We start from the raw sequence: 19,332 nt of genomic DNA on the forward strand, positions 1-19,332 counted from the left end.
ACATCGCCGCGTCGGGGTCCCGGCATCCGGGATCTGCTCAGTCGCGGAGCGACTCCGTGACCGTCGTCAGCGCGTGGGCGGAGCGGCGCAGCAGCGTCAGCTCGGCGTCGGAGAACGGGGTGCCCGTCAGGGGCACGGCGCCGCGGGCAGACACGATCGAGGGGACCGACAGCGCCATGCCGTCGATGCCGCGGAAGTCCTGCAGCACCGTGCTGACCGGCAGGACCGCGTGCTCATCGCGCAGGATCGCCTCGACGATCCGGGCGCTCGACAGGCCGATGGCGTAGTTCGTCGCGCCCTTGCCCTTGATGACCTTGTAGGCGGCGTCGCGCACGTCGACGGCGATGGCATCCAACTGCTCGCGATCGAAACGCGTGCCGTCGGGAAGCTCGAACTCGGTGATCGGCACCGAACCGATCGTGGCGGTCGACCACAGGGGGAACTCGGTGTCGCCGTGCTCGCCGACGATCCAGGCGTGCACGCTCGAGGTGGCGACGCCGGCGCGCTGAGCCAGTTTCCAGCGCAGGCGCGAGGTGTCGAGCACGGTGCCCGAGGCGAAGATGCGCCGGCTGGGGAGGCCGGTCGCCTCTTGCGCCAGGACCGTCAGCACGTCGCACGGGTTCGTCACGATCACGTAGATCGCGTTCGGCGCGACCTCGAGGAGCTTGGGCATCATGTCGCGGACGATCGCGGCGTTCGTCGCTGCGAGCTCGGTGCGGGTCTGGCCCGGGTTCTGCTTCGCACCCGCGGTGACGACGACCACGTGAGAGCCCTCGGCCACCGACACGTCGCTGCCGCCCGTGATGTCGCTCGACCCGGTGAACTGCGTGCCGTGGGCAAGGTCGAGCACCTCGGCCTCGACCTTCTCGGCCGCGATGTCGTAGAGCGCGACGTGCCGCGCCGACCCGCGGATGAGGGCGGCGTACGCGACGCTCGCGCCCACGCTTCCTGCTCCTACGACCGTCAGCTTCGAGTTCTCGATCACGCTCATGGCTCGATCCTGGCAGCGGGGGACGGCGGCCTCCACCGCGGTCGTTCGACGGTGGATGAACGGATGCGTGGGGTCGCGGTACGTGCGGAGGGGTGTGCGTAACTCCTGAGTTCTCGGGTGGTGCGGCGCGGTGCGCGCCGCGCCGGGACCCGGAGGTTCCGGGGTCCGTCGCCCCCGCGGGGTCGGGCCCCTCGCCTGCGGGGTCAGTTCTCAGGAGTTCGGCACGCGTCGAGCGGAAGCCGCGGTGACTGGTGCTGGCCGCCGATTCGCGGCATCGGGTCTTCTGTCGTAAGCTATTCGGCGGTGACGTGTCCGAGCGGCCGAAGGTGCAACACTCGAAATGTTGTGTAGGTTCACCCCTACCGTGGGTTCAAATCCCACCGTCACCGCCACTACGAAGGCCCCGAGTCTCCCGGAAACGCAGGGATTCGGGGCTTTTGTTTTGCACTGTCGACCATCAGCGGTAACGCTGCGGTAACTGGATCGCGAAGACCGCCCACCGGGGCTGGGGCCACTGTCCTGTTGGTCGCCGGTGGAAAGTTCAGACCAGCCGCAGTGGCGGTGGGGTGGCCACTCGCGCGCACCGGGCCAACTCAGCCCTAGCTAGCCTGTGGCCATGTCCTCGGCACGAATTCCTCCGCCGCGTGAATCAGGGATGTCCCCCCCCCCGGCCTCGCCCGCACTGCCGGTGTGGCCGGCGGGTACTCATTCCTGAAGGTTGTCGCCGAAGGCGCCATCGTCCGCGAACTGCAGCGCCTCGCCGAAGAGTTCAATGGGGGAGAAGCCTTCCCACCCAACACGGAGAAGTTCCGCGCCGATCGTCCATCGGCAGCTGGCGGTACGCGATACTTGTTCGAGGCGTCACGGGGAATGAGCGCTGAGGTGGGCCGTCGGCCAGGAGCCTCTCACTGGGAACCTGCGCGCCCCGGCACTGTGCTCGTTCAGCTCGCCGGCGTCATCGCCGTGGGGGAGCACCCGCCCGGCTTCGAGGAGTATCCCACGCAGGAAGTGCGCGAGCTGTATGTCAGCTGTTGGATCGCACAAGGCTTCACCGCCGCGCTCGAGGTGCAGTCGTTGGTCACCGCGGGCATCCACGACGCGGTCATCGCCGCTGACGCGGTCCAGGCCGGAACGTCAGGAGGGGACCGATCATCACACCGAGGAACGCCGCGTAGACCAGACCCGTCACGAAACCGACGGTGACGGCCGTCGGCCAGGAGAACCCGACACGCGGAACGAGCCACCACGCGATCGCCGCTCCGATCGTCGCGGCCGAGAGCTGCATCAGCGGCCACATCGCAGCAGCGTCCGGGGCGCCGATGTAGGCGACGGCGAGGATGCCGCACCCCAGCGCGGCGACGGCGGCGGGGCCGACCGCGGAAAAGCGGGTCCGTGCTGGCGCCGATACGTCGAGGGCCGCGAGCGGGGGCACGGCCACCAGGGCGAGGATGGTGATGCCGTGGGCCATGGCCATCGTGCCGTCGAGGGCGCCCGGCGACCACGACTGGCCACTTAAGGCGTACACCGCCCCGAGAACCCCTCCCAGGGCGGCCACGACGGCGAGCGGACGGGGCGCCCGGCGTCCACGCGCGCGCCCGGGGGTCGGTGACGAGCGTGAGGGGCGGTGGCGACGACGGCGCCACGGAGCGCCCCTTCATCGCGAGGACGGTCGCGGCCAGCGCACCGGCACCGGTCGTCACCGGACTGAGGGTGGCGAGGCTGATCAGCGGAGCGAGCATCGCTTCTCCCATTCCGCCGATGACGACGCGTCCGATGAGCGGCAGCCGGGCGCGGCGGAGGATCGGCTCGACGATCACCGCGATGCTCACTCCGCCTGCCCCGGCCGCCGCAGCGAAGAGCGGTGTTCAAGCTTCCGCGAGCCGGGGAGCGGCAAGCCCGGCGTCCGCCGCATCGAACCAAGGGACCATGACATGGCGGTCAGACCGTTCAGCGTCCAGGCGATAGAGCTCGCAATGACGACGGCGAGGGCGGGGCCGTCGGACAAGAGGCCGCGCAGTCATAGCACGGCGACGAGCGACCATGACGCGAGCGGGGGAGTGACCGTGCTCGGAAGGAGACCCAGGATGCCGGGGGCGGAGCTCATCGTAGCTAGCACGCCGGCCACGACGGAGAGCGCCGCGGCGGAGAAAGCCGACAGCGCCACGAAGCGGCGGTCGAGGCGCGCGGCCGTACCGTGTACGGCGGCGTCCCGGGTCTCTGCCCGACTCGTGGCCGCACGGTTCTCCTCGTGGGCGACGTCGAGAAGCGTGGAGACGAGGATCTCACCGTGTCGTCGACGCCATTGCCGGGGGTACCAACGCAGAAGTCGCCCCCTCACGAATTGATCAACACGATCATGAGGGTCGGGCCATCTCGTCGGGGAAACGTTCGCTGTCATTTGTCCTCCTCGGGGGCTCCGTCTCCGGGCCCCATCGAACATGGAAGACGGAATGTCGACTCAGTTACGACGGGACGCTGTCAGATTCGACCGAAGATCCTCAGCCAGCGAAGATCGGGAGGGGACGGTCAGCACACCAAACGGATACCTTCCTCGCGGAGGTTGTCCTGGCACGCGGCCCGCAGGGTCGTGGTCACCTCACGCGTTGAAATCGTCCCGGCGAAAGATAGTTGTGAATCGGCCTGACTTTCGTTCCTATCGGGAGCCTTGTCCGGCAGGTGCCGGTTGGCCTGATTCTTGGTCAGCGTAGTACGCGGTTTCGACCTCGACTGGGGTGCGCATGTCGAGCTCGCCATGGAGCCGCTGGTTGTTCCACCACCGCACCCATTCCGGGGTCGCAGGTTCGACCTGTTCGACCGTCCGCCAGGGGCCGCGCTGACAGATGAGCTCGGTCTTGTAGAGGTTGTTGATCGCCTCGGCGACGCAACGTATGCGAACCCGGACCACGTCGCGACGTAAGTTACGTCGCAGACCCAGAGTCGCCGCGGCGCTGGTGCGGTGAATCGACGGTTCACGAGATCACCGGCAGCGCGATCGTCTTGTCCGGGCGGGTGGTGAACACGCGCTTGGACGTGCGGACGCCGCGAACTCCGGCGAGGCGCATGAGGCGTTCGGTCTGGTCCCGACCGATGTCCCACCCTTGCCGGCGCATCAGCGCATGCATCTTCCGTCGCCCGTAGACGCCGTAGTTCTCCGCATGCGACCTGGCCACTTCCGGGACGAGGAGTTCGTCCCCCAGTTGCCGGGCCGACGGGCCACGCCCGACTGCGGCGCGATACCCGCGCGCGGTGAGGAAGCCCTGAACCGCCGGGCGCAACACCCGGCAGATGAGCTCGACCCCGAAACGATCCTGATACTCGTTGATGAACCGGACCATCACGGTCAGGGGCGGTCGAGCTCCTTCGCGAAAAACACGCTCGCAGCCTTGAGAATCTCATTCGCCTTCCGCAACTCCGAAACCTCCTTCTTGAGCTGCTTGATGCGCTGCGCTGCCTCGGTCGTGACCCCACGCTTAGCGCCCGCATCCACCTCCGCTTGACGGTGCCATAACCGCAACGTTTCCGGACTCATCCCCAACAGCCCCGCCACATGCCGCGCGGCACTCATCAACGTCGCGTGCGACGGCCGTGTCTTCGCGAGCATCCGCAACGCCCGCTCACGCATCTCCGGCGAGTACTTCCTGTTCATCGTCTTCCATCCTTGCTTGAAGAACGGAACGAAAGTCAGGCCAATTCACGCCTTACATTGGAGCCAATCTCCCCGGACCTCGCCCGGCGCATCGTCGCTCGGCAGGAACAGCCCGGTGACAACTGGCACCGCGAGTATCCCTTCGCGGATGAGCTGGGCCCGTTGACGTCTCTCGCTGCCGCGGAACCGACTGATGACCCCTTCGCCATGTACCTCGTGCGGAGGGCGGACGACGGGTGCGCTGTAGGCGGTTTCGGGTTTTTCGGACCTCCGGATGAGCAGACGAACGGTTCCTATGTCGCGCTTCTGACATAACGTCGAGTATCGGCAGGGAACCGCTCCGTTTCCGACGAGAATCGATGGATACGTCAGGCTCCGTTTCCTGCGTCTGCTCGGCGAGTGGAGCGCCGCCGTCGGGCCGGATAAGAGTCCTTACGAAACGTCAGATTGCCGGCCTCGTGACTACGACAGGTGGGGCAGCGGGATCTAGCTATCTGGACTTTCCGAGATGTGGTCATCGGTGGCCTGTTGCAACTCGATCAGCAGCGCTGAGAATTCAGCAAGGAACGCAGGAGAGTGCGCGGCGAGAATCGAGTCGAGGCGTCGCCCGAGCGGCTCGAAGAAATCATCCGCGAGTCGTTGCACCTCTGGCGTCGAGTGCAGGTTCACGACCGCGGCGATCCGTCTGTATGCGGCTGCGGGTGACGTGGCCGACCGCTTCGAGTCGGTTCAGCAAGGTCGAGGTGGCGCCAAAACTGAGACCGATCTGATCGCTTAGCTTCGCCGGCGAGAGCGGTGTGCCGAGTTCTTCGGCGCTGAGGATTTCGATCATCGCCGTCGCATCGGTGGAGTGCAGCCCGGCGTGAGAGGCGAAGGCCCGAGCGACCCGTGTGTAGGTCTCGCCGTAGGCGCGGAGTGCCTCTGTGACCGGGACGGGAACAGGGTCTAGGTCGCGAGAAGTGTCGTGGTCACCCACGGTGGCCTCCCATCCTGGTGCGCCGTGGTCGGACTTGCAGATTATCACTTCATCAAGCTATTCTGCTATCAAATCATTTGACTATGAAATGATCTAAGGAGATGCACGATGGCTCTGTCCGAGAATGCACGCCGCTGGGTCGGTCTGGTTGCCGTAGCCTTGGGTGTCGCCCTGATCGTCGTCGACACCACAATCGTCAACGTCATCACCCCCTCGGTGATCAACGATCTGAACATCGACTCAAGCCAAGCGCAGTGGATCCAAGAGTCGTATGCGATCGTCTTCGCCGCACTGTTGTTGGTCGTAGGACGTATCTCCGACCTCCGCGGCGCGAAGACCGTCTTCCTTGTCGGCGTCGTCGTCTTCGGCCTCACAAGTCTGCTCGCGGGCCTCGCTCCCACGGGCGAGATCTTGATCCTCGCCCGCTTTCTACAGGGCATCGGAGCCGCTGCGGTATTGCCGACCTCGCTCGCGTTGCTGAATGCGATGTTCACGGGTGCGGCGCGCGGCAAAGCTTTCGCTGTCTGGGGTTCGACGATCGGCGCCGCCACGGCGCTCGGACCCGTGCTCGGCGGCTGGCTGTCCGAGCACGTCTCGTGGCGGTGGGCGTTCGGCCTTAATATCCCGTTGACGATCGTGATTGTCGTCATCGGTGCACTGTTCCTCTCCCAGCCCGCTCGCTCGCGCGGCGGTGTCGACGGTCTCGGCGCCGCCCTCTCTGTCATCGGGCTCGGCCTGCTCGCCTTCGGGGTCGTCGAGGGCCGTGTTTATGGATGGGTCGTCAGTAAGAGCGCGTCCGACCTGTTCGGCTGGCGCTGGGATTCCGGTCTATCGCCCGCCTTTGTCGCACTCGTCGCCGCGGTGCTGGTGCTCGCCCTGTTCGTGTGGCGGCAGGTGCGGCTCAGCCGCTCAGACAGCCGCCACCAGCCGCTCATGGACACGCGGCTGTTCTCGATCGCGTCATTCCGCAACGGCAACATCGCCACCCTCATCATCGGGCTCGGCGAATTCGGCATCATCGCGGTGCTTCCCCTCTGGCTGCAGTTCACCCTCGGCTACTCGCCCCTGCAAGCAGGCCTCGCGCTCGTTCCAATCGCAATCGGTAGCTTCGTTGCCAGCGGCATCAGCTTCCCCTTCTCGAACCGCGTCAGTGCGCTGACCTTCGTGAGACTCGGGCTGATCCTCGAGGTGCTCGGTCTCGCAGGCCTCGGCCTTGTCGCCGCTCTCACCGACGCGTCGTGGCTGCTGATCGCGGTCATTCTCTTCTTCTACGGGGTGGGCGTCGGCTTCGCGACCGCACAGGTCACCAACGTCGTGCTCGCCGACGTGCCCACCGACGGTGGCGGCCAGAGTTCGGGCATCCAGAGCACCTTCCGCCAGCTCGGCTCGGCGCTCGGGATCGCGGCACTCACGACCGTCTTCTTCTCGTCCCTGGGCACTACGCTCCAGGGCAAACTCGAAGCCAGCGGACTGGCCCCTTCCGACGCGAAAGGCTTCGCAGATGCGGTGACCGACAGCGCCGGTGCGGCGATCGAGCCGATCGGTCAAGTTCCGGGCCTCGACTACGTCGCCGACCTGGCACGCCAGTCGATGACGGATGCCGTGGCGTTCGGCGCCTTCCTTGCCGCCGGGTTCCTAGTCGTTGGCGTCATTGCCACCTACCTAATCCCGTCGCGCCCAGCGGGCTCCAACACCTCAAACCATACGGAGCGGACAGCAAGCGAGCCATCCGCGTTTACGACGACTACGACAGGGGTGGCATGATGACCGCGCTCCGACGCATCCTCATCAGCGGCGCAAGCATCGCGGGGCCCGCACTGGCCTATTGGATGAACCGCTCGGGGTGGGAAGTCACTGTCGTCGAGCGGGCACCCGAGCTCCGCACGGGCGGGCAGAACATCGACATCCGCGGCGCCGGCCGTGAGGTCGCGCGCCGCATGGGGGTGGAGGAAGAAATCCGGGCGCGGAACACCCACGAGGTAGGAACACAGTTCATCGGGACGCGCGGACAGGCCGTAGCGAGCTTCCCAGCAGGGCGCGATGACACCGGTGGGGCGACGGCAGAGCTCGAGATTCTCCGCGGCGAACTGTCACGAGTTCTGTTCGACCTCACCAAAGATCACGTCGCCTACCGCTTCGGCACCACGATCCGCTCGCTCGACGAGCGTCGCACCAACATACAGGTCACGTTCGACGACGGAACTGAAGAGCGGTTCGACCTCGTCGTGATCGCCGAGGGAATGCGTTCTCGTACACGTCGACTAATCTTTCCTGGCACCGATCCGGTTGTCTCGAAGAACATGTCAACGGCATACCTGACAATTCCCCGGACGCCCGACGACACCGACTGGTGGCGGTGGTATTCCGCCACCGGTGGGCGGAGCATCACCCTGCGCCCCGACAACCTCGGCACAATCCGCGCCACGCTTTCCTACCCGACCCGTGGCGACGAGGGCGCTGCCACAGACGACGACCCGAGTCGTGTGCGCGCCGCGCTGCGCGAGCGATTCGCCGATGCCGGGTGGCAGGCTCCGCGCGTGCTGCGCGAGATGGCGCACGCAGATGAGCTGTATCTCGATCGAGTCGGTCAGGTGCACCTCGACACATGGCACCACGGCAGGGTCGCGCTTGTCGGCGACGCCGCCTACTGCGCATCTCCACTCAGCGGCATGGGTACGACCCTCTCGCTCGTAGGTGCCTACGTCCTAGCCGGTGAACTCGGGCGCAGCATAGATATTGAGACAGCTTTACAGCGCTATGAAGAAATCCTCCGCCCGTTCGTCACGCGGGCACAAGATCTCCCACCAGGGACCCCGCGACTTGCGAACCCCCGTTCTCTCGCCGGAAGAGCAATCTTTCATGGCGTGATGCGAGCGGCAGCGTCACGCGTCGGGCGGCGTCTGACCGCGGGGCTGTTTCGTCCCCCCGCCGACGCGTTCAAGTTGCCCGACTACGAGTGATCAGTGTGCCAGCCCCGCTAGACCACGGTTCGATGCTGATGTGACCTCAAAGCCCACTTTGGATAGCGACCCGTTGCGACGACATGGAGCTTTCGATCAGCAAGGCGGGTCGACAGAACACAGCCTTCGTAGCCACCTGGGACCGGTCCCATGGCGCGTAGAATTTATTGATGCCCGACCATATTCTCGGCGCGCTGCGCTCGAGCCCGACACTGGCGCTTTTGAGCCTCGGACGGGAGTGGAAACGCCGATTTGCGTCCGATCTGACGCCCCTCGAGCTGACACCCCGTCAATTTGCCGTTCTGTGCGATCTGTGGGAGTCGCCAGGCCTGTCCATAAGCGACGTCGGGCGGTCACACGGCGTGTCCGTCCAAAGTGCACATTCCATCGTTGCAGGCCTTAAGCAACGCGGCTTGGTGGTCGCCGAACCGCACCGTCCGGGAGCGTCAGCGAACCTCTTGCTCACTGAGGGAGGGTTGGCCCTGCTCCGGCAGGCAGCCGCTGTGGCGCAGCAGCTCGATGCGCAATTCACGCAGCTCCATCCCTCCATGTCACCCGCTTTGTTTCGCGCCGTTCAGGTTGAGGAAGATTTGCGTTAGCGCAGGGGGGTTCAGGTAGGTTGAGGGTGACGCCAGACCTTCAGTCAACCTGAGGAGAAAGACGTGCGGTACGAACGTGCTCATTCGCTGCTCCAGCGGGGCGCCGTGTTCCCCCGTGGTTCCGTAGGCGCATGCCATGGTTGACAGTCGCACTGAACTTTCCAACTGGCTCACCCAGACCTACGTCACGCTCTCTGACGAAATTCGGCGAAATCTGCGGCGCAATGGTGCCTCGAGCTCGGACGCTGACGACGTCACGTCGGCTGCATTTGCGCTTTTTCTTTCGTTCGACGAAGAGCGGCTTTCTCAGATTGAGAATAGGCGCGCCTACTTGCACGCGATGGCGCGGAACCTGCACGCTCAGGCGCTTGCGGAGCAGCGGCGGACATTGACCGTTTCCGACGACGAACTCGATGTCCCGGTCGATTCCGCTGAGCTGTTGCGGGTGGAGGACGGTCAGTTGCGTCAAACTGCTGCGAGAGCGTTTGCTGCGCTGAGTTCCATGCAGCAGCGGTACCTCTTCGCCGCAACTGTTAAGGGATCCTCTGCGCGCGAGATTGCCGAGGCGGAGGGGATCTCGGTTACGAATGCCACGACTCTGCTTTCTCGCGCCAGGAGAGACCTACGCGTGGCGTATGTCGCGGAACTCCTCTCGGCTACACCGCCGTCATGCGGGTTTGATGTTCCCGCTCTTGCCCGGGTGATCATGGGCACCGCTGGAGCTCGGGCGCGCCGTGCCTATGACGCACACGTCATCAACTGCCCTTCATGCCCCCCGCTGGTGAGCACAATCCGCCAAGACCTGGGCCGCGGTGGTGCGACACTCGTACTCGCCATCGTGCTGGGGGGCATCGGAACAGGCCTAACCATCGTCGGAGACGCCCCCTCGGCAAACGCGCAATCGAAAACTTCTCCGCGGCGCCTGCTGGCCACATTGGCGGGTCTTCTTACGGCGGTCGCCCTTGGCGCGGTTGCCCTCTCCGGTGTCCCCGAACCCGCGCCCCGTCCCGAACCCGTTCCCATGACGCCGGGAGCGTCGGCACCACCAACGGGGACGCTTGCTGCTCAAGCACCCTCGGCGGTCCCCCTCCCCGCACCGGGTGAGACGATCCAATGGGCGGCAGAGGTGACATCGGCGTCTGAGGGGACCCGCTACCTCTTCGCGAGCACCTGGATGCAGGACGTGTCGTCCGCCGACAGCGCTCCACCCTCACTGGCACTGACCATGCGATGGGGCGCCGGACAGGTAACCCTTCCTCACGTCGAAACACGCCGATCAGGAATCACATATCTCGGGCCGATCAACCCGGGCGAGACGTTGGCAATTCATCACGACGTCACTCGTGGTGTCACGGACACAGATCAGCACGCAAATGTGACACTCGGGACAATTTTCTGGGTGGCGGACACAGCACCCTCCGGGATCGCAGTCGGGGACACGACGGATCGACCGGATGAGCTCGCGGCGACCGGAACGGACGGCGCCGTGCTTGCTTTGACAGCGCTCGGTGGCGCGGTGGCGCTGTTGGCCGGTTCACGCCTCAGACGTTCCGCGCCCGTGTTGCGCAAACCGCCCTGCGAGTAATCGGGCCATCGGAAAAATTTTTCCTCAAACGGTGTGACAAAGCTGCTGTCGGCAGCACACACAGATGGCACCCGGAGCGGGAACTCGACGCTCACGGGCCTCATTCATCACGCGCGCTTCGGCGTGCCAAAAGTAGGGAAACCGCATGAACACCACACAGCTTTCGCGCGGCAAGAAGCGCGCCGTCCTCGCCGTCGGAACGCTCCTCGCCGCCGGCGCGCTGACGACCGCCGCAGCGTTCACCGACTTCGCCAACCTGAACCTGGGCAACGGCACCAACGATTCCGGCGTGGGCGGCAACAACCGCTTCAACATCCAGGTCGTCGGCACCGACGCGAACGGCAACCCCGTCCCCGGGACCTGGCAGGAAGCAAACACCGCAGAAGGTGTCAACATCAACGTCCCCGGTGCTGACCTGCTCACGCCCGGCGACACTGTCTCTGTCGACATCCCCTTCCGTAACGAGTCGCCCGCACTGAGCGCCGATATGGCCTTCAGCCTGCAGGACCGCCCTGGTCGCACCTCCGGCGCGGAGATTGCTACTGCACTGCGCTACACGGTTTCGCTGAATGGAACTGCCCTGGTGACGAACGTCACCCAGGCCGCCGTCGACAACCTCGACCTCGGCGTCTACGCCACCGGCGCCACGGGCACTCTGAACGTTTCGATCTCCCTTCCCGACCAGGGCAGCGAAGCCGCAAACAACGCCCTCCAGGGTCAGGTCTCCTACGTCCAGGCCCACTTCGACGGTACTTCCGTCAAGCCGTAACCACAGACCGCGGTGCCCGGCCCACGGCTCTGGGCCGGGCACCGCACCAACGAGGGGCCGTCCGCACCTACGAGGTAACACCACCACGGCGCTCTCCCCCGAACTCGTGGGAATCAACCACCTCGCCCGGGCGACCCCTCCTCTCAACGGCTCAGAAGGCGCAAATGAAGACACGTATGACAGGCCAAATGAGGCTAGTTCTAAGCCTCGGAGCACTGGGCATGGCAGGCCTCACGGTCACGGCCGCGGCCCTCAGCGACAGCGCAACCGTTCTGGTGCAGATGGACAGCTCTCAGAACCGTTTCGACCTCGACGTGGCAGGAAACTACTCAAGTGAGGCCTCGACGTGGGAGCCCACGGCAGACTCCTGGCAGCAGGGAAACCCCGACGCCTACCGTCTGCTTATCGGGCCCGGCCAAACCAACGTGATGTCCCCGGGGTCAAGCATCTCTGGGCGGATCGCGGTGAGGAACAACTCGCCACGGCTCGCAGGCCTCATCGAACTCAGCATCCTCGATCCTCAGGCTCGCGGCGACGTCACTGACCCTCAGACGGGCAACTTCCAGGAGCTGTTCGAGCAACTCATTTTCACAGTCAAGGACGGGGACACGGTCATCTTTGACCACGTCCCCGCAACCCAGCTTTCTCCTTTCGCGTGGAACGCAGCCCTTCCAGCAGGAGGCATCCGCGTGCTCGACGTCCGTATCGAAATGTCACCCGATGCAGACAACCGGTGGCAAATGGCCTCCACGGACGTTCAATTCAACTTCTCCGGGGTGACACCATGACCAGAATCCCCACCACCCGGAGCGGCCGGCGTCGAGTGATCCTCAGTCTCGGAATCCTTTGCGCACTCGGCGTCGCCGCCACATCCGCGGCCTTCACCGACCACGCAACCCTGAACTTCGGAACGGGGACACCCGGTTCCGGTGTCGGAAACCCCAACCGCTTCGACATTGCCGTCAAAGATGCCTCAGGAACCCTGCAAGACGCCGCTACTCCAACCGCGGCCGTAGTCCTGCCCCTCACCACCGGAACCGCACTTTCCGAAAGCTCGCCCGTACGTCTCGACGTGCGCTTTGAGAACCGCAATCCCGGTGTCCCCGGTGACCTTCTCCTTCAGGTGTTCGACCCCGACGACACCGGGGAAGGCGATCTGTTCCACAACCTGCGGTTCACCATGTACATCAACGGATCGAGCACTCCCGCCGTTACCGGAGCCACGGCGGACCAACTAAATGCTGCTGCCGTCACCGCCCCAAACGTCGCTCCTGGTGACGGCGTCGACGTCAGGTACGACATCCTCATCGCTCCCGGAACAGGCGTGGCTTCCCTGGGGAAGACCACGCAAATCGGCGCTAGCGCGAAGGGAACAAGCCGATGAGATTCCCGAAAGCAGCCGCATTCGCACTCGCCCTCATCATGGTTCTCACGCCAGTCGGCGCCGCGGCCGCCGCAGGGCGGCTGATCGAAGCGGATCCCAGCGTGATCGCCCTCGACGCACCCGGCCCCGGACAATCCCGGGCATGGGAAATGTCAGTCAGAAGCGTGACCGACCAAACCGTGCCGCTCACCCTGTCTGTCACAGGAGAATCGGCACAACTATTCGACGGCCCAACGCCACTGCAACTAGACCTGAAAGACCCCCGCAACGGAACGGTGGTGTTCTCCGGGCCCGTCGCCAACGTGCTCGGTTCCAGCATCACTCTCCCAAACCTCGCGGGGAGGAGCAATTACGCGCTCGAAGGCTCGGTGACTCTGCCGGCATCCGCAGACAATCGCTACCAGAACGCGAGCGGCAACCTCATACTCACCTTCCACGCGGAAAGTACCACCGCCGCGCCCTCACAGCTTGCGATCACCGGCAGCAACCTCACTACTGGCCTCCTTCTCCTCCTTGGAGTCCCCCTGGTGCTTTGCGGTGCAATCATTCTGATTGCCCGCAGAAAGAGAAACCAATGACCTCTTCTCTGCGAATGAAAACACGTCTCACGGTGGCGACAGTAGGCGTACTGGGAGCCGCAGCCATCGTTGCCAGCGTCGGCGTCACGACCTCCGCATATGTGGACTCCACCTACGCCCGCACCGACTCGTTGTCGGTCCAGGCCGTCGCACCATTCCAGCCAGGCCTCGCCCGAAACTCACGTATGGTCGACACCGGAATCGCGCTCGGCAACAACGGAAACGTATACGTGTGGGGGCTCACAGGCCTGGCCATCAACGGTGGAGCGGGGAACCCCGGAGGTCAGCGCGCTCCTCAACAGGTTCCGCTGCCCGGCGGCCAGATCAAGCAGATCGCCTCTGGTATTTACAACGCGAACGCTCTCGCTGCAGATGGCACGGTTTACGGTTGGGGCCTTTATCCACAGCGGGATGGCACCGACGCATCAAAACCAAACGACAACCCCCGCCAAATACGTATCGGCACCGCATGGACGGGGACCGGTCCAGTGCTCGATCAGATCTTGTCAATCTCTTCCACAGAAAACGCTGGCGCCGGCATTCGCGCAGACGGATCCATCTGGAATTGGGGTGAACCTGTCGGGTACGGGGGGAACTCAGGCCCCGGCGCATCTAAAGTCGCCGGCCTTCCGGACCCTTCGGTAGCCGGAAACCGGCCGGTCTACCTCAAAGGTGCGTACACGAACTTTTTCACCATCCTCGAGAACGGCGATGTGTACTACTGGGGTGGCGCTGGCTCCAACAGCCTCCCCCCCGGCACAGCTCAGTCCACGAACGCCGCCCTCGTTACCGCGCTGTCCCCGTGGATGAAGAAGAACGTCGCATCCGGCGCCTCGTACATCACGGCGGTCGACGGTGGCATCGGGATGGGAGCAGCGACCTTGTCAAACGGGAATGTGCTCAGCTGGGGCAGTAACGCCTCGCGAACTGGACGCGGCCTGCCGACCAGCCCCGCAATAATCCCGAGCTTGTCGAACATTTCGTCCATGCAGTTCGGCTATACCGGCGCAACTTTCGTCACTCCGGACGGGACCCTATGGGGATACGGCGCCAGTGACGATTACGGACAACTACCCGTCCTCCCTGTTGTCGTGGACACCAACGTCTCACAATTCGCCGCAGGTCAGGGGTACTACCTGTGGCAACGCCAGAACGGAACCTATTGGGGGCGCGGGTACAACCCTCAGGGGGCTATCGGCCTGCCCGTTGGAACCCAAACAGCCAATCGACAGATCAGCTGGGACCTGTCGTTCGCATCGAGATGAGATTCATGAAACAGTTTTCGCCCCCTCGGCGCTACGGTCCTGGCGTACTCGTCGCCGCTGGTGCCCTCACGCTTGGACTGGGAGTCACAGCGGCAGGCGTGACAATGGCCTCCTACAACGACTTCGCCAGCCTGAACCTCGGCGCCGCCGGGATTGGCTATCAGGGACGTTTCGACATCGGCGTGGTTCTGCCCTCGGGGAGAGTGGAGCAGGCCGACAACGCGTCAGGCTACGACTGGGTCGTGCCCGAGGCGGAAACGCTCGTTCCCGGCCGGTCCGTGACAACGACCATCCCCGTGTTCAATAACACCGAATCGCTGGGGGCAGACACCACTTTTCAGGTCGTCCTCCGCAACACGGACGGCTCTGTCTCGCCAAGCATTCCCAATATAACCTCGCACCTTCGGTTCACCGCAGCTGTGGACGGAGACGTCGTCTTCGAAAATGTTTCATGGGCAGATGCGCGAGGCCAAGTCGGGGTTCTTTCTGCACGGCAACAAGCTCCCCTCGCCGAAGGCGACAACTACGTCGCCGCCCAGCCAGAATCGGCTCGCGACCTCACCCTTACAATCACCTACGTCGACGGACCTGGAACTGAGGCGCTCAATGGTGGCCAATCAGCCTTGGCGGTGAAGTTCAATGCAGCATCGGTCAAGCCCTAGCTCCGAGGCCAAGGTCGAGACCAGGCGGAGCAGGAGAGCTTCGTCGGCCGATAAATGGCTCAGGGCATATGCGTTGTTGCGGTCCGGGTTTCTTACCGCGGCGGCTGTTCTCGGCGCCGGTTGCATCGTCGCGTTCGCGGTTGCGCTCATCTTGGGTATTCGACCCGTCGTCGTTATATCCGGGTCGATGGAACCGGAGCTCTCCGTTGGGTCCGCCGTGTTCGTCAGGCCCGTGCCCGCAAGCGACGTCTCCGTAGGGGACATCGTCACGGTAGAGCGACCCCGGAACCTGGGCCTGGTAACGCACCGGGTTGTAAACATTCAATCCGCAGCAGGCGGTACAACACTCGAACTCAAAGGTGACGCGAACGCTCAGCCCGACCCCGAGCCGTACACGGTTACGACAGCCGGACTATACGTCGCTCACGTGCCAGGGCTTGGTTACATCACCCTCTTCCTTCAGTCGCCGCAGGGCCTTCTGGCTGGCGCCGGAATGGTCGTAGTGATGGTCTCTATCTTTTTCCTAGATCCGGGACGCCTCGGCACTCTGCGGACAGCGCCGACAAGGAGGCCGTGAGCGTCACGATGAGCGTCGACCGAGATCAGGCACCTACCGCGGAGCGGTAGACGGGGCGCCCTGACCGCGTTTCACGGTCGTGATCGGCTCGGGGGTCTGGTGGCCGTGGCTGCACATGGCGAACGCTCCACTCTCGGGGTCGACCAGCCGCGGCATGTGGTGGTCGAGCACGTCGCGCAGGAACGTGTGCAAGTCGGCGTTCTCGGCGCCGGTCATTTCCCCCCAGACGTCCGCGATCGCCGCGAGGCGGGTCACGGCGTCAGGATGCTCGCGCCACTCGACACACCACACGGTGCGCTTGCCGAGGCTGCTGTTCGCCGGCACGGACGCGGCGGTGGTTCTTTTTACGGGGCTTGTTCTCGTGAGATACCTGAACACGGCCATCAAGTCGCGCGGCGCTTGGATCACGCTGTCGCCTTTTACCGCGTTCGGTACTGCTGCGTTCCTCGATCTGACATCCGCGGCCGCCCTACTCGTCCCGTCAGCCCGGGCGGCCCCGACCTCCCATGCTCGGAGGACGCCGAGCGCTGAGAGCTCCACGGCACTCGGACGAGAAGCGCACGCGTCCGTGTGTGAAGGGGCTCGCGCTGCCGGTCCACGGAGCAATGGCCGCGCCCGCTTTGCAGGAAGCACCGGCGCGCGGGTGTGGACCGTGTCAGTGCCGCGGTGCGTCGACACGTTGACCTCGTCATCCACGGGATGCAAGGGGCCGAACCGGCGCCTCCGGGCGCGCCGAGACGTGCCTCATGGCCCGCCGTCGGCCACCGGTGTCGCGGTATCCTCGAGAGGCGGTGCGCAGCCTGTCCGCCGGGGGAGCGGCGCCACGCCACCCTTCGAAAACCACCCCGCCAGGAGAGCAAATGGGCCGAGTCGTCTACCAGAAGCGACACCTCTCCGGGATCGAAGGTCGGATGCTCTCGCACCTTCGTATCGAGGCGCAGATGGTGCACGCGGCCGTCGGGCTCCAGGGGCTCCTTCTCGATTCGGACAGAGTATGACCGCCCCGCAGCGCCCCTCGCAGACGACTGTCGCCGAGTGGGTCGCGCGCTTCGTGGCGACGGGTGTCCCCGCGCTCGGTGATCCGCTCGTCCTGCCCCAGGACGACGAGGAGAACGCCGACGCCTTCATCGTCCTCGTCCATCTGCGGCACGCGCCCGCCGCCGTGTACCTGCAGCTCGACGAGAGCATGCGGTGGGCGGCCACCCTCACCGAGCGGCCCAACGATCTCACCGGCACATCGCTCGACCTCATCGCCCTCGGCGCCGAAGTCGGAGCGGCCGGTCAGCTGTGCGCATACCTGCAGCAACGGACCGACGCTCAACTGGCGCCGTCCTCCTGATTCTCGAACCTCAGGGCAGGCCCCGACTCCCGCAGAAATGCGGGATTCGGGGCCTTCTTTTTATTCGGTCGACTATGCGCGGTGACACTGCGGCAACCGGCTCGAGGAGACGGCGTACCAAGATGGGCCGCGATTCGGTCTCTCCGTCGCCGGGGGGTCACGTCAGGTCATTCCCACTTATGTCGGGCGTGTAAACAATGCGCCGCGAGGAAAAAAATATCTGAAAAAATCCTTCACATCGTGCTTCACTAAGGGCATTCCGTCCCCTCACGTGAGGCCCTCATGAAGAAAACTTGGATCGCCGCCGCCGCCGCGCTCGTCGCTGTGGCACTGGTCGGCAGCGTCGCCGGCACGGTCACCGCCGCACAGAACCCGCCGTCTGCCGACGCTCGTCCCGATGCGTCCGCGGTGAGCGCGTCGCTGTGGGATCTCGACCGGTCCGAGTCGTTCACCCTCGCCGAGCGGGATGGAGATGTCGCGATCGATGGCGCTCGCGTCATCGCGGCCGCGCCCGACGGTGTGTCCGACATCCCCGTGTCGCTCGATCAGGACGAGACCGAGCAGTACTGGTTGTGGGCGTACGGTGTCGAGGTCACCGCGCACGGGCTGACGCCCGGCTCCACCGTGCGCGTGGGGATCACGTTCGCGTCGGGCGACGCCAAGCACTGGGCGCCGCTCACGGCCGACGCCGAGGGCACCATCGTCACGCGCGTGCGGACGCTCGACGTCGACCCCGAGAACACGCACCCCGAGGCCGGTCTCGCTCAGATCACCGTGGCGTCGTCGACGGGGGAGGCGGGTTCGGCGCTGTTGCGCGTGACGGCGAATGCCCACCCGAGTCTGAGCGTCTCGAGCGACCCGTCGACCATCAGCCAGGACGCCTTCCTCGACAGTCCGGTCGTCATCCACGCCAGCGGGTTCCCCCCGATGACGAAGGTGTTCTTCAACCTCGGCATGCCCGACACCAGCATGATCGCCGTCGGTGAGGACGAAGGTCTGCACTCCGACGAGAACGGCGAGTTCTCTTACGAACTGCAGATGGCCAGCGTGAACGCTCAAGTGGGCACGTGGCTGCTGAGCTTCCAGTCTTTCGACGGAGCGCTTGCAGGCGGGGGGTCGTTCACGGTGACCGCGGGTGCTGAGCGCGTTCGAGACAAGACGCTGACCCCCGCCGTCGGCGAGATCTCGGTCGCGGACTTCTCGGTCGACCCGGGCCTGCGGTTCGCGGTGGACGGATTCCTCCCATTCGACACGTACGAACTGATGCTGACGACCTCGCGCGGCTACAACGCTCCGCTGGGCGTATCTCGTACGAACGGAGAAGGACACCAAGACAACGCGATCACGAGCCCGAAGTCCGTTCCGGAGGGGGAGTACACCCTCACGGCGCGATCGACGACCACCGGTGACTACGCGGTCGGCCGTTTCCGCGTCACGGGGAGCCCTACGCTCCCCGGTTCCGACATCGCGCTGGCACCGGCGACGGTCGCGGCCGACGCGCTCGCCGCCGAGGGCGTCGTCGTCTCCGGGAGCCGCATCGCACCCGGTACCTCGTTCCGGGTCTCGTTGCGGGATGCCGGGTGGAATCGACAGCCGCTCACCGCCGGGGCCGACGCGTACGCCACGGTCGGCGACGATGGGCGCTTGTCTCTCCGTCTCGTGACCCTCGAGGTCATCGCTCCCGGTGGGTACACGGTGTGGGTGGAGGCCGGTGGGGGAGTCATCGGGTACAACCTGCTGCTTCCTCTGCAGGTGACCGCATCAGCGGCTGCGTCCGAGACGACGACGCCGGCCCCGATGGCCACGACCCCGCCCCCGGCAGCGTCCGAGACGCGTCTCGCGCCGGTCACCGAGGCGCCCGCGCTGCCGCAGCCTCGCCCCGAGACGCCCTCGGCCCCGTCACCGACGCCGTCACCGACGGCGACCCCCGCGCCCGGCCCCTTCGACGACGACATGCTCTCGCCGGCGCTCCCCGTCCCCGGCGTCCCCGCCCTCTGAGTT

18 protein-coding genes, 1 tRNA gene and 1 pseudogene are annotated in these 19,332 nt (G+C 65.3%); 14 read left to right on the top strand and 6 right to left on the bottom strand.

The window, feature by feature from the left end:
• Positions 1-37: 37 nt before the first annotated feature.
• Entirely contained in the window at positions 38-991 is a 954-nt protein-coding gene (locus QE416_RS07330) for an L-lactate dehydrogenase (protein WP_307314849.1), read from the bottom strand.
• A gap of 302 nt (positions 992-1,293) precedes the next feature.
• On the opposite strand from QE416_RS07330, the gene QE416_RS07335 reads away from it, so the two are divergent.
• A tRNA-Ser gene (locus tag QE416_RS07335) sits at positions 1,294-1,383 on the top strand.
• Between the two features lie 710 nt (positions 1,384-2,093).
• Here QE416_RS07335 and QE416_RS07340 read toward each other — a convergent pair.
• The 4 genes and pseudogenes from QE416_RS07340 to QE416_RS07355 form a co-directional block, all read right to left on the bottom strand.
• Complete coding sequence (locus QE416_RS07340; protein ID WP_267789309.1) at positions 2,094-2,546, bottom strand: hypothetical protein; 453 nt, start codon at positions 2,544-2,546, stop codon at positions 2,094-2,096.
• Between the two features lie 462 nt (positions 2,547-3,008).
• Entirely contained in the window at positions 3,009-3,329 is a 321-nt protein-coding gene (locus QE416_RS07345; protein WP_307314853.1) for a hypothetical protein, read from the bottom strand.
• A 315-nt stretch (positions 3,330-3,644) separates the two neighbouring features.
• Positions 3,645-4,637: pseudogene (locus QE416_RS07350) on the bottom strand (IS3 family transposase).
• Between the two features lie 625 nt (positions 4,638-5,262).
• Positions 5,263-5,613 carry a MarR family winged helix-turn-helix transcriptional regulator gene (locus tag QE416_RS07355; RefSeq protein ID WP_307314855.1) on the bottom strand — a complete coding sequence of 117 codons (351 nt, stop codon included), beginning with the start codon at positions 5,611-5,613 and terminating at the stop codon, positions 5,263-5,265.
• 108 nt (positions 5,614-5,721) lie between these two features.
• Here QE416_RS07355 and QE416_RS07360 point away from each other — a divergent pair, with 108 nt between their 5' ends.
• The 11 genes from QE416_RS07360 (at position 5,722) to QE416_RS16495 (ending at position 15,992) form a co-directional block, all read left to right on the top strand.
• Positions 5,722-7,377 (top strand): DHA2 family efflux MFS transporter permease subunit, encoded by a 1,656-nt coding sequence (locus tag QE416_RS07360; protein ID WP_307314858.1) that lies wholly within the window; start codon positions 5,722-5,724, stop codon positions 7,375-7,377.
• Complete coding sequence (locus tag QE416_RS07365; RefSeq protein WP_307314861.1) at positions 7,374-8,573, top strand: FAD-dependent monooxygenase; 1,200 nt, start codon at positions 7,374-7,376, stop codon at positions 8,571-8,573. The genes QE416_RS07360 and QE416_RS07365 overlap by 4 nt, the downstream gene beginning before the upstream one ends.
• A gap of 170 nt (positions 8,574-8,743) precedes the next feature.
• On the top strand, positions 8,744-9,172 hold the full coding sequence (locus QE416_RS07370; protein WP_115915805.1) for a MarR family transcriptional regulator: 429 nt from the start codon (positions 8,744-8,746) through the stop codon (positions 9,170-9,172).
• A 136-nt stretch (positions 9,173-9,308) separates the two neighbouring features.
• Positions 9,309-10,757 carry an RNA polymerase sigma factor gene (locus QE416_RS07375; RefSeq protein ID WP_307314867.1) on the top strand — a complete coding sequence of 483 codons (1,449 nt, stop codon included), beginning with the start codon at positions 9,309-9,311 and terminating at the stop codon, positions 10,755-10,757.
• 145 nt (positions 10,758-10,902) lie between these two features.
• Positions 10,903-11,526 carry a hypothetical protein gene (locus QE416_RS07380; protein WP_115915803.1) on the top strand — a complete coding sequence of 208 codons (624 nt, stop codon included), beginning with the start codon at positions 10,903-10,905 and terminating at the stop codon, positions 11,524-11,526.
• A gap of 164 nt (positions 11,527-11,690) precedes the next feature.
• Complete coding sequence (locus QE416_RS07385) at positions 11,691-12,314, top strand: hypothetical protein (protein ID WP_307314870.1); 624 nt, start codon at positions 11,691-11,693, stop codon at positions 12,312-12,314.
• A complete protein-coding gene (locus QE416_RS07390) occupies positions 12,311-12,910 on the top strand; it encodes a hypothetical protein (RefSeq protein WP_307314873.1) in 600 nt (199 codons plus the stop codon). The genes QE416_RS07385 and QE416_RS07390 overlap by 4 nt, the downstream gene beginning before the upstream one ends.
• Entirely contained in the window at positions 12,907-13,488 is a 582-nt protein-coding gene (locus QE416_RS07395; RefSeq protein ID WP_267789318.1) for a hypothetical protein, read from the top strand. The genes QE416_RS07390 and QE416_RS07395 overlap by 4 nt, the downstream gene beginning before the upstream one ends.
• Entirely contained in the window at positions 13,485-14,753 is a 1,269-nt protein-coding gene (locus tag QE416_RS07400; RefSeq protein ID WP_267789319.1) for a hypothetical protein, read from the top strand. The genes QE416_RS07395 and QE416_RS07400 overlap by 4 nt, the downstream gene beginning before the upstream one ends.
• A 104-nt stretch (positions 14,754-14,857) precedes the next feature.
• Positions 14,858-15,415, top strand: coding sequence for a hypothetical protein (locus tag QE416_RS07405; RefSeq protein WP_307314877.1), 558 nt, complete (start codon positions 14,858-14,860; stop codon positions 15,413-15,415).
• Entirely contained in the window at positions 15,393-15,992 is a 600-nt protein-coding gene (locus QE416_RS16495; RefSeq protein ID WP_369357995.1) for a signal peptidase I, read from the top strand. Before QE416_RS07405 ends, QE416_RS16495 begins: the two co-directional genes overlap by 23 nt.
• 33 nt (positions 15,993-16,025) lie before the next feature.
• Here QE416_RS16495 and QE416_RS07410 read toward each other — a convergent pair whose 3' ends face one another.
• Positions 16,026-16,400, bottom strand: coding sequence for a DUF4913 domain-containing protein (locus QE416_RS07410; protein WP_307314881.1), 375 nt, complete (start codon positions 16,398-16,400; stop codon positions 16,026-16,028).
• A gap of 586 nt (positions 16,401-16,986) precedes the next feature.
• Between QE416_RS07410 and QE416_RS07415 the strand changes: the two genes are divergently transcribed.
• Complete coding sequence (locus QE416_RS07415; RefSeq protein ID WP_307314884.1) at positions 16,987-17,331, top strand: hypothetical protein; 345 nt, start codon at positions 16,987-16,989, stop codon at positions 17,329-17,331.
• 282 nt (positions 17,332-17,613) lie between these two features.
• Positions 17,614-19,329, top strand: coding sequence for a hypothetical protein (locus QE416_RS07420; protein WP_307314886.1), 1,716 nt, complete (start codon positions 17,614-17,616; stop codon positions 19,327-19,329).
• Positions 19,330-19,332 lie beyond the last annotated feature (3 nt).

This window comes from Microbacterium sp. SORGH_AS_0421 (assembly GCF_030818635.1).
Taxonomy (GTDB): domain Bacteria; phylum Actinomycetota; class Actinomycetes; order Actinomycetales; family Microbacteriaceae; genus Microbacterium.

Coding starts and splice junctions, on each gene's coding strand:
- QE416_RS07330 (WP_307314849.1), bottom strand. CDS start 991: ATGAGCGTGATCGAGAACTCGAAGCTGACGGTCGTAGGAGCAGGAAGC.
- QE416_RS07360 (WP_307314858.1), top strand. CDS start 5,722: ATGGCTCTGTCCGAGAATGCACGCCGCTGGGTCGGTCTGGTTGCCGTA.
- QE416_RS07365 (WP_307314861.1), top strand. CDS start 7,374: ATGATGACCGCGCTCCGACGCATCCTCATCAGCGGCGCAAGCATCGCG.
- QE416_RS07370 (WP_115915805.1), top strand. CDS start 8,744: ATGCCCGACCATATTCTCGGCGCGCTGCGCTCGAGCCCGACACTGGCG.
- QE416_RS07375 (WP_307314867.1), top strand. CDS start 9,309: ATGGTTGACAGTCGCACTGAACTTTCCAACTGGCTCACCCAGACCTAC.
- QE416_RS07380 (WP_115915803.1), top strand. CDS start 10,903: ATGAACACCACACAGCTTTCGCGCGGCAAGAAGCGCGCCGTCCTCGCC.
- QE416_RS07385 (WP_307314870.1), top strand. CDS start 11,691: ATGAAGACACGTATGACAGGCCAAATGAGGCTAGTTCTAAGCCTCGGA.
- QE416_RS07390 (WP_307314873.1), top strand. CDS start 12,311: ATGACCAGAATCCCCACCACCCGGAGCGGCCGGCGTCGAGTGATCCTC.
- QE416_RS07395 (WP_267789318.1), top strand. CDS start 12,907: ATGAGATTCCCGAAAGCAGCCGCATTCGCACTCGCCCTCATCATGGTT.
- QE416_RS07400 (WP_267789319.1), top strand. CDS start 13,485: ATGACCTCTTCTCTGCGAATGAAAACACGTCTCACGGTGGCGACAGTA.
- QE416_RS07405 (WP_307314877.1), top strand. CDS start 14,858: ATGGCCTCCTACAACGACTTCGCCAGCCTGAACCTCGGCGCCGCCGGG.
- QE416_RS16495 (WP_369357995.1), top strand. CDS start 15,393: ATGCAGCATCGGTCAAGCCCTAGCTCCGAGGCCAAGGTCGAGACCAGG.
- QE416_RS07415 (WP_307314884.1), top strand. CDS start 16,987: ATGACCGCCCCGCAGCGCCCCTCGCAGACGACTGTCGCCGAGTGGGTC.
- QE416_RS07420 (WP_307314886.1), top strand. CDS start 17,614: ATGAAGAAAACTTGGATCGCCGCCGCCGCCGCGCTCGTCGCTGTGGCA.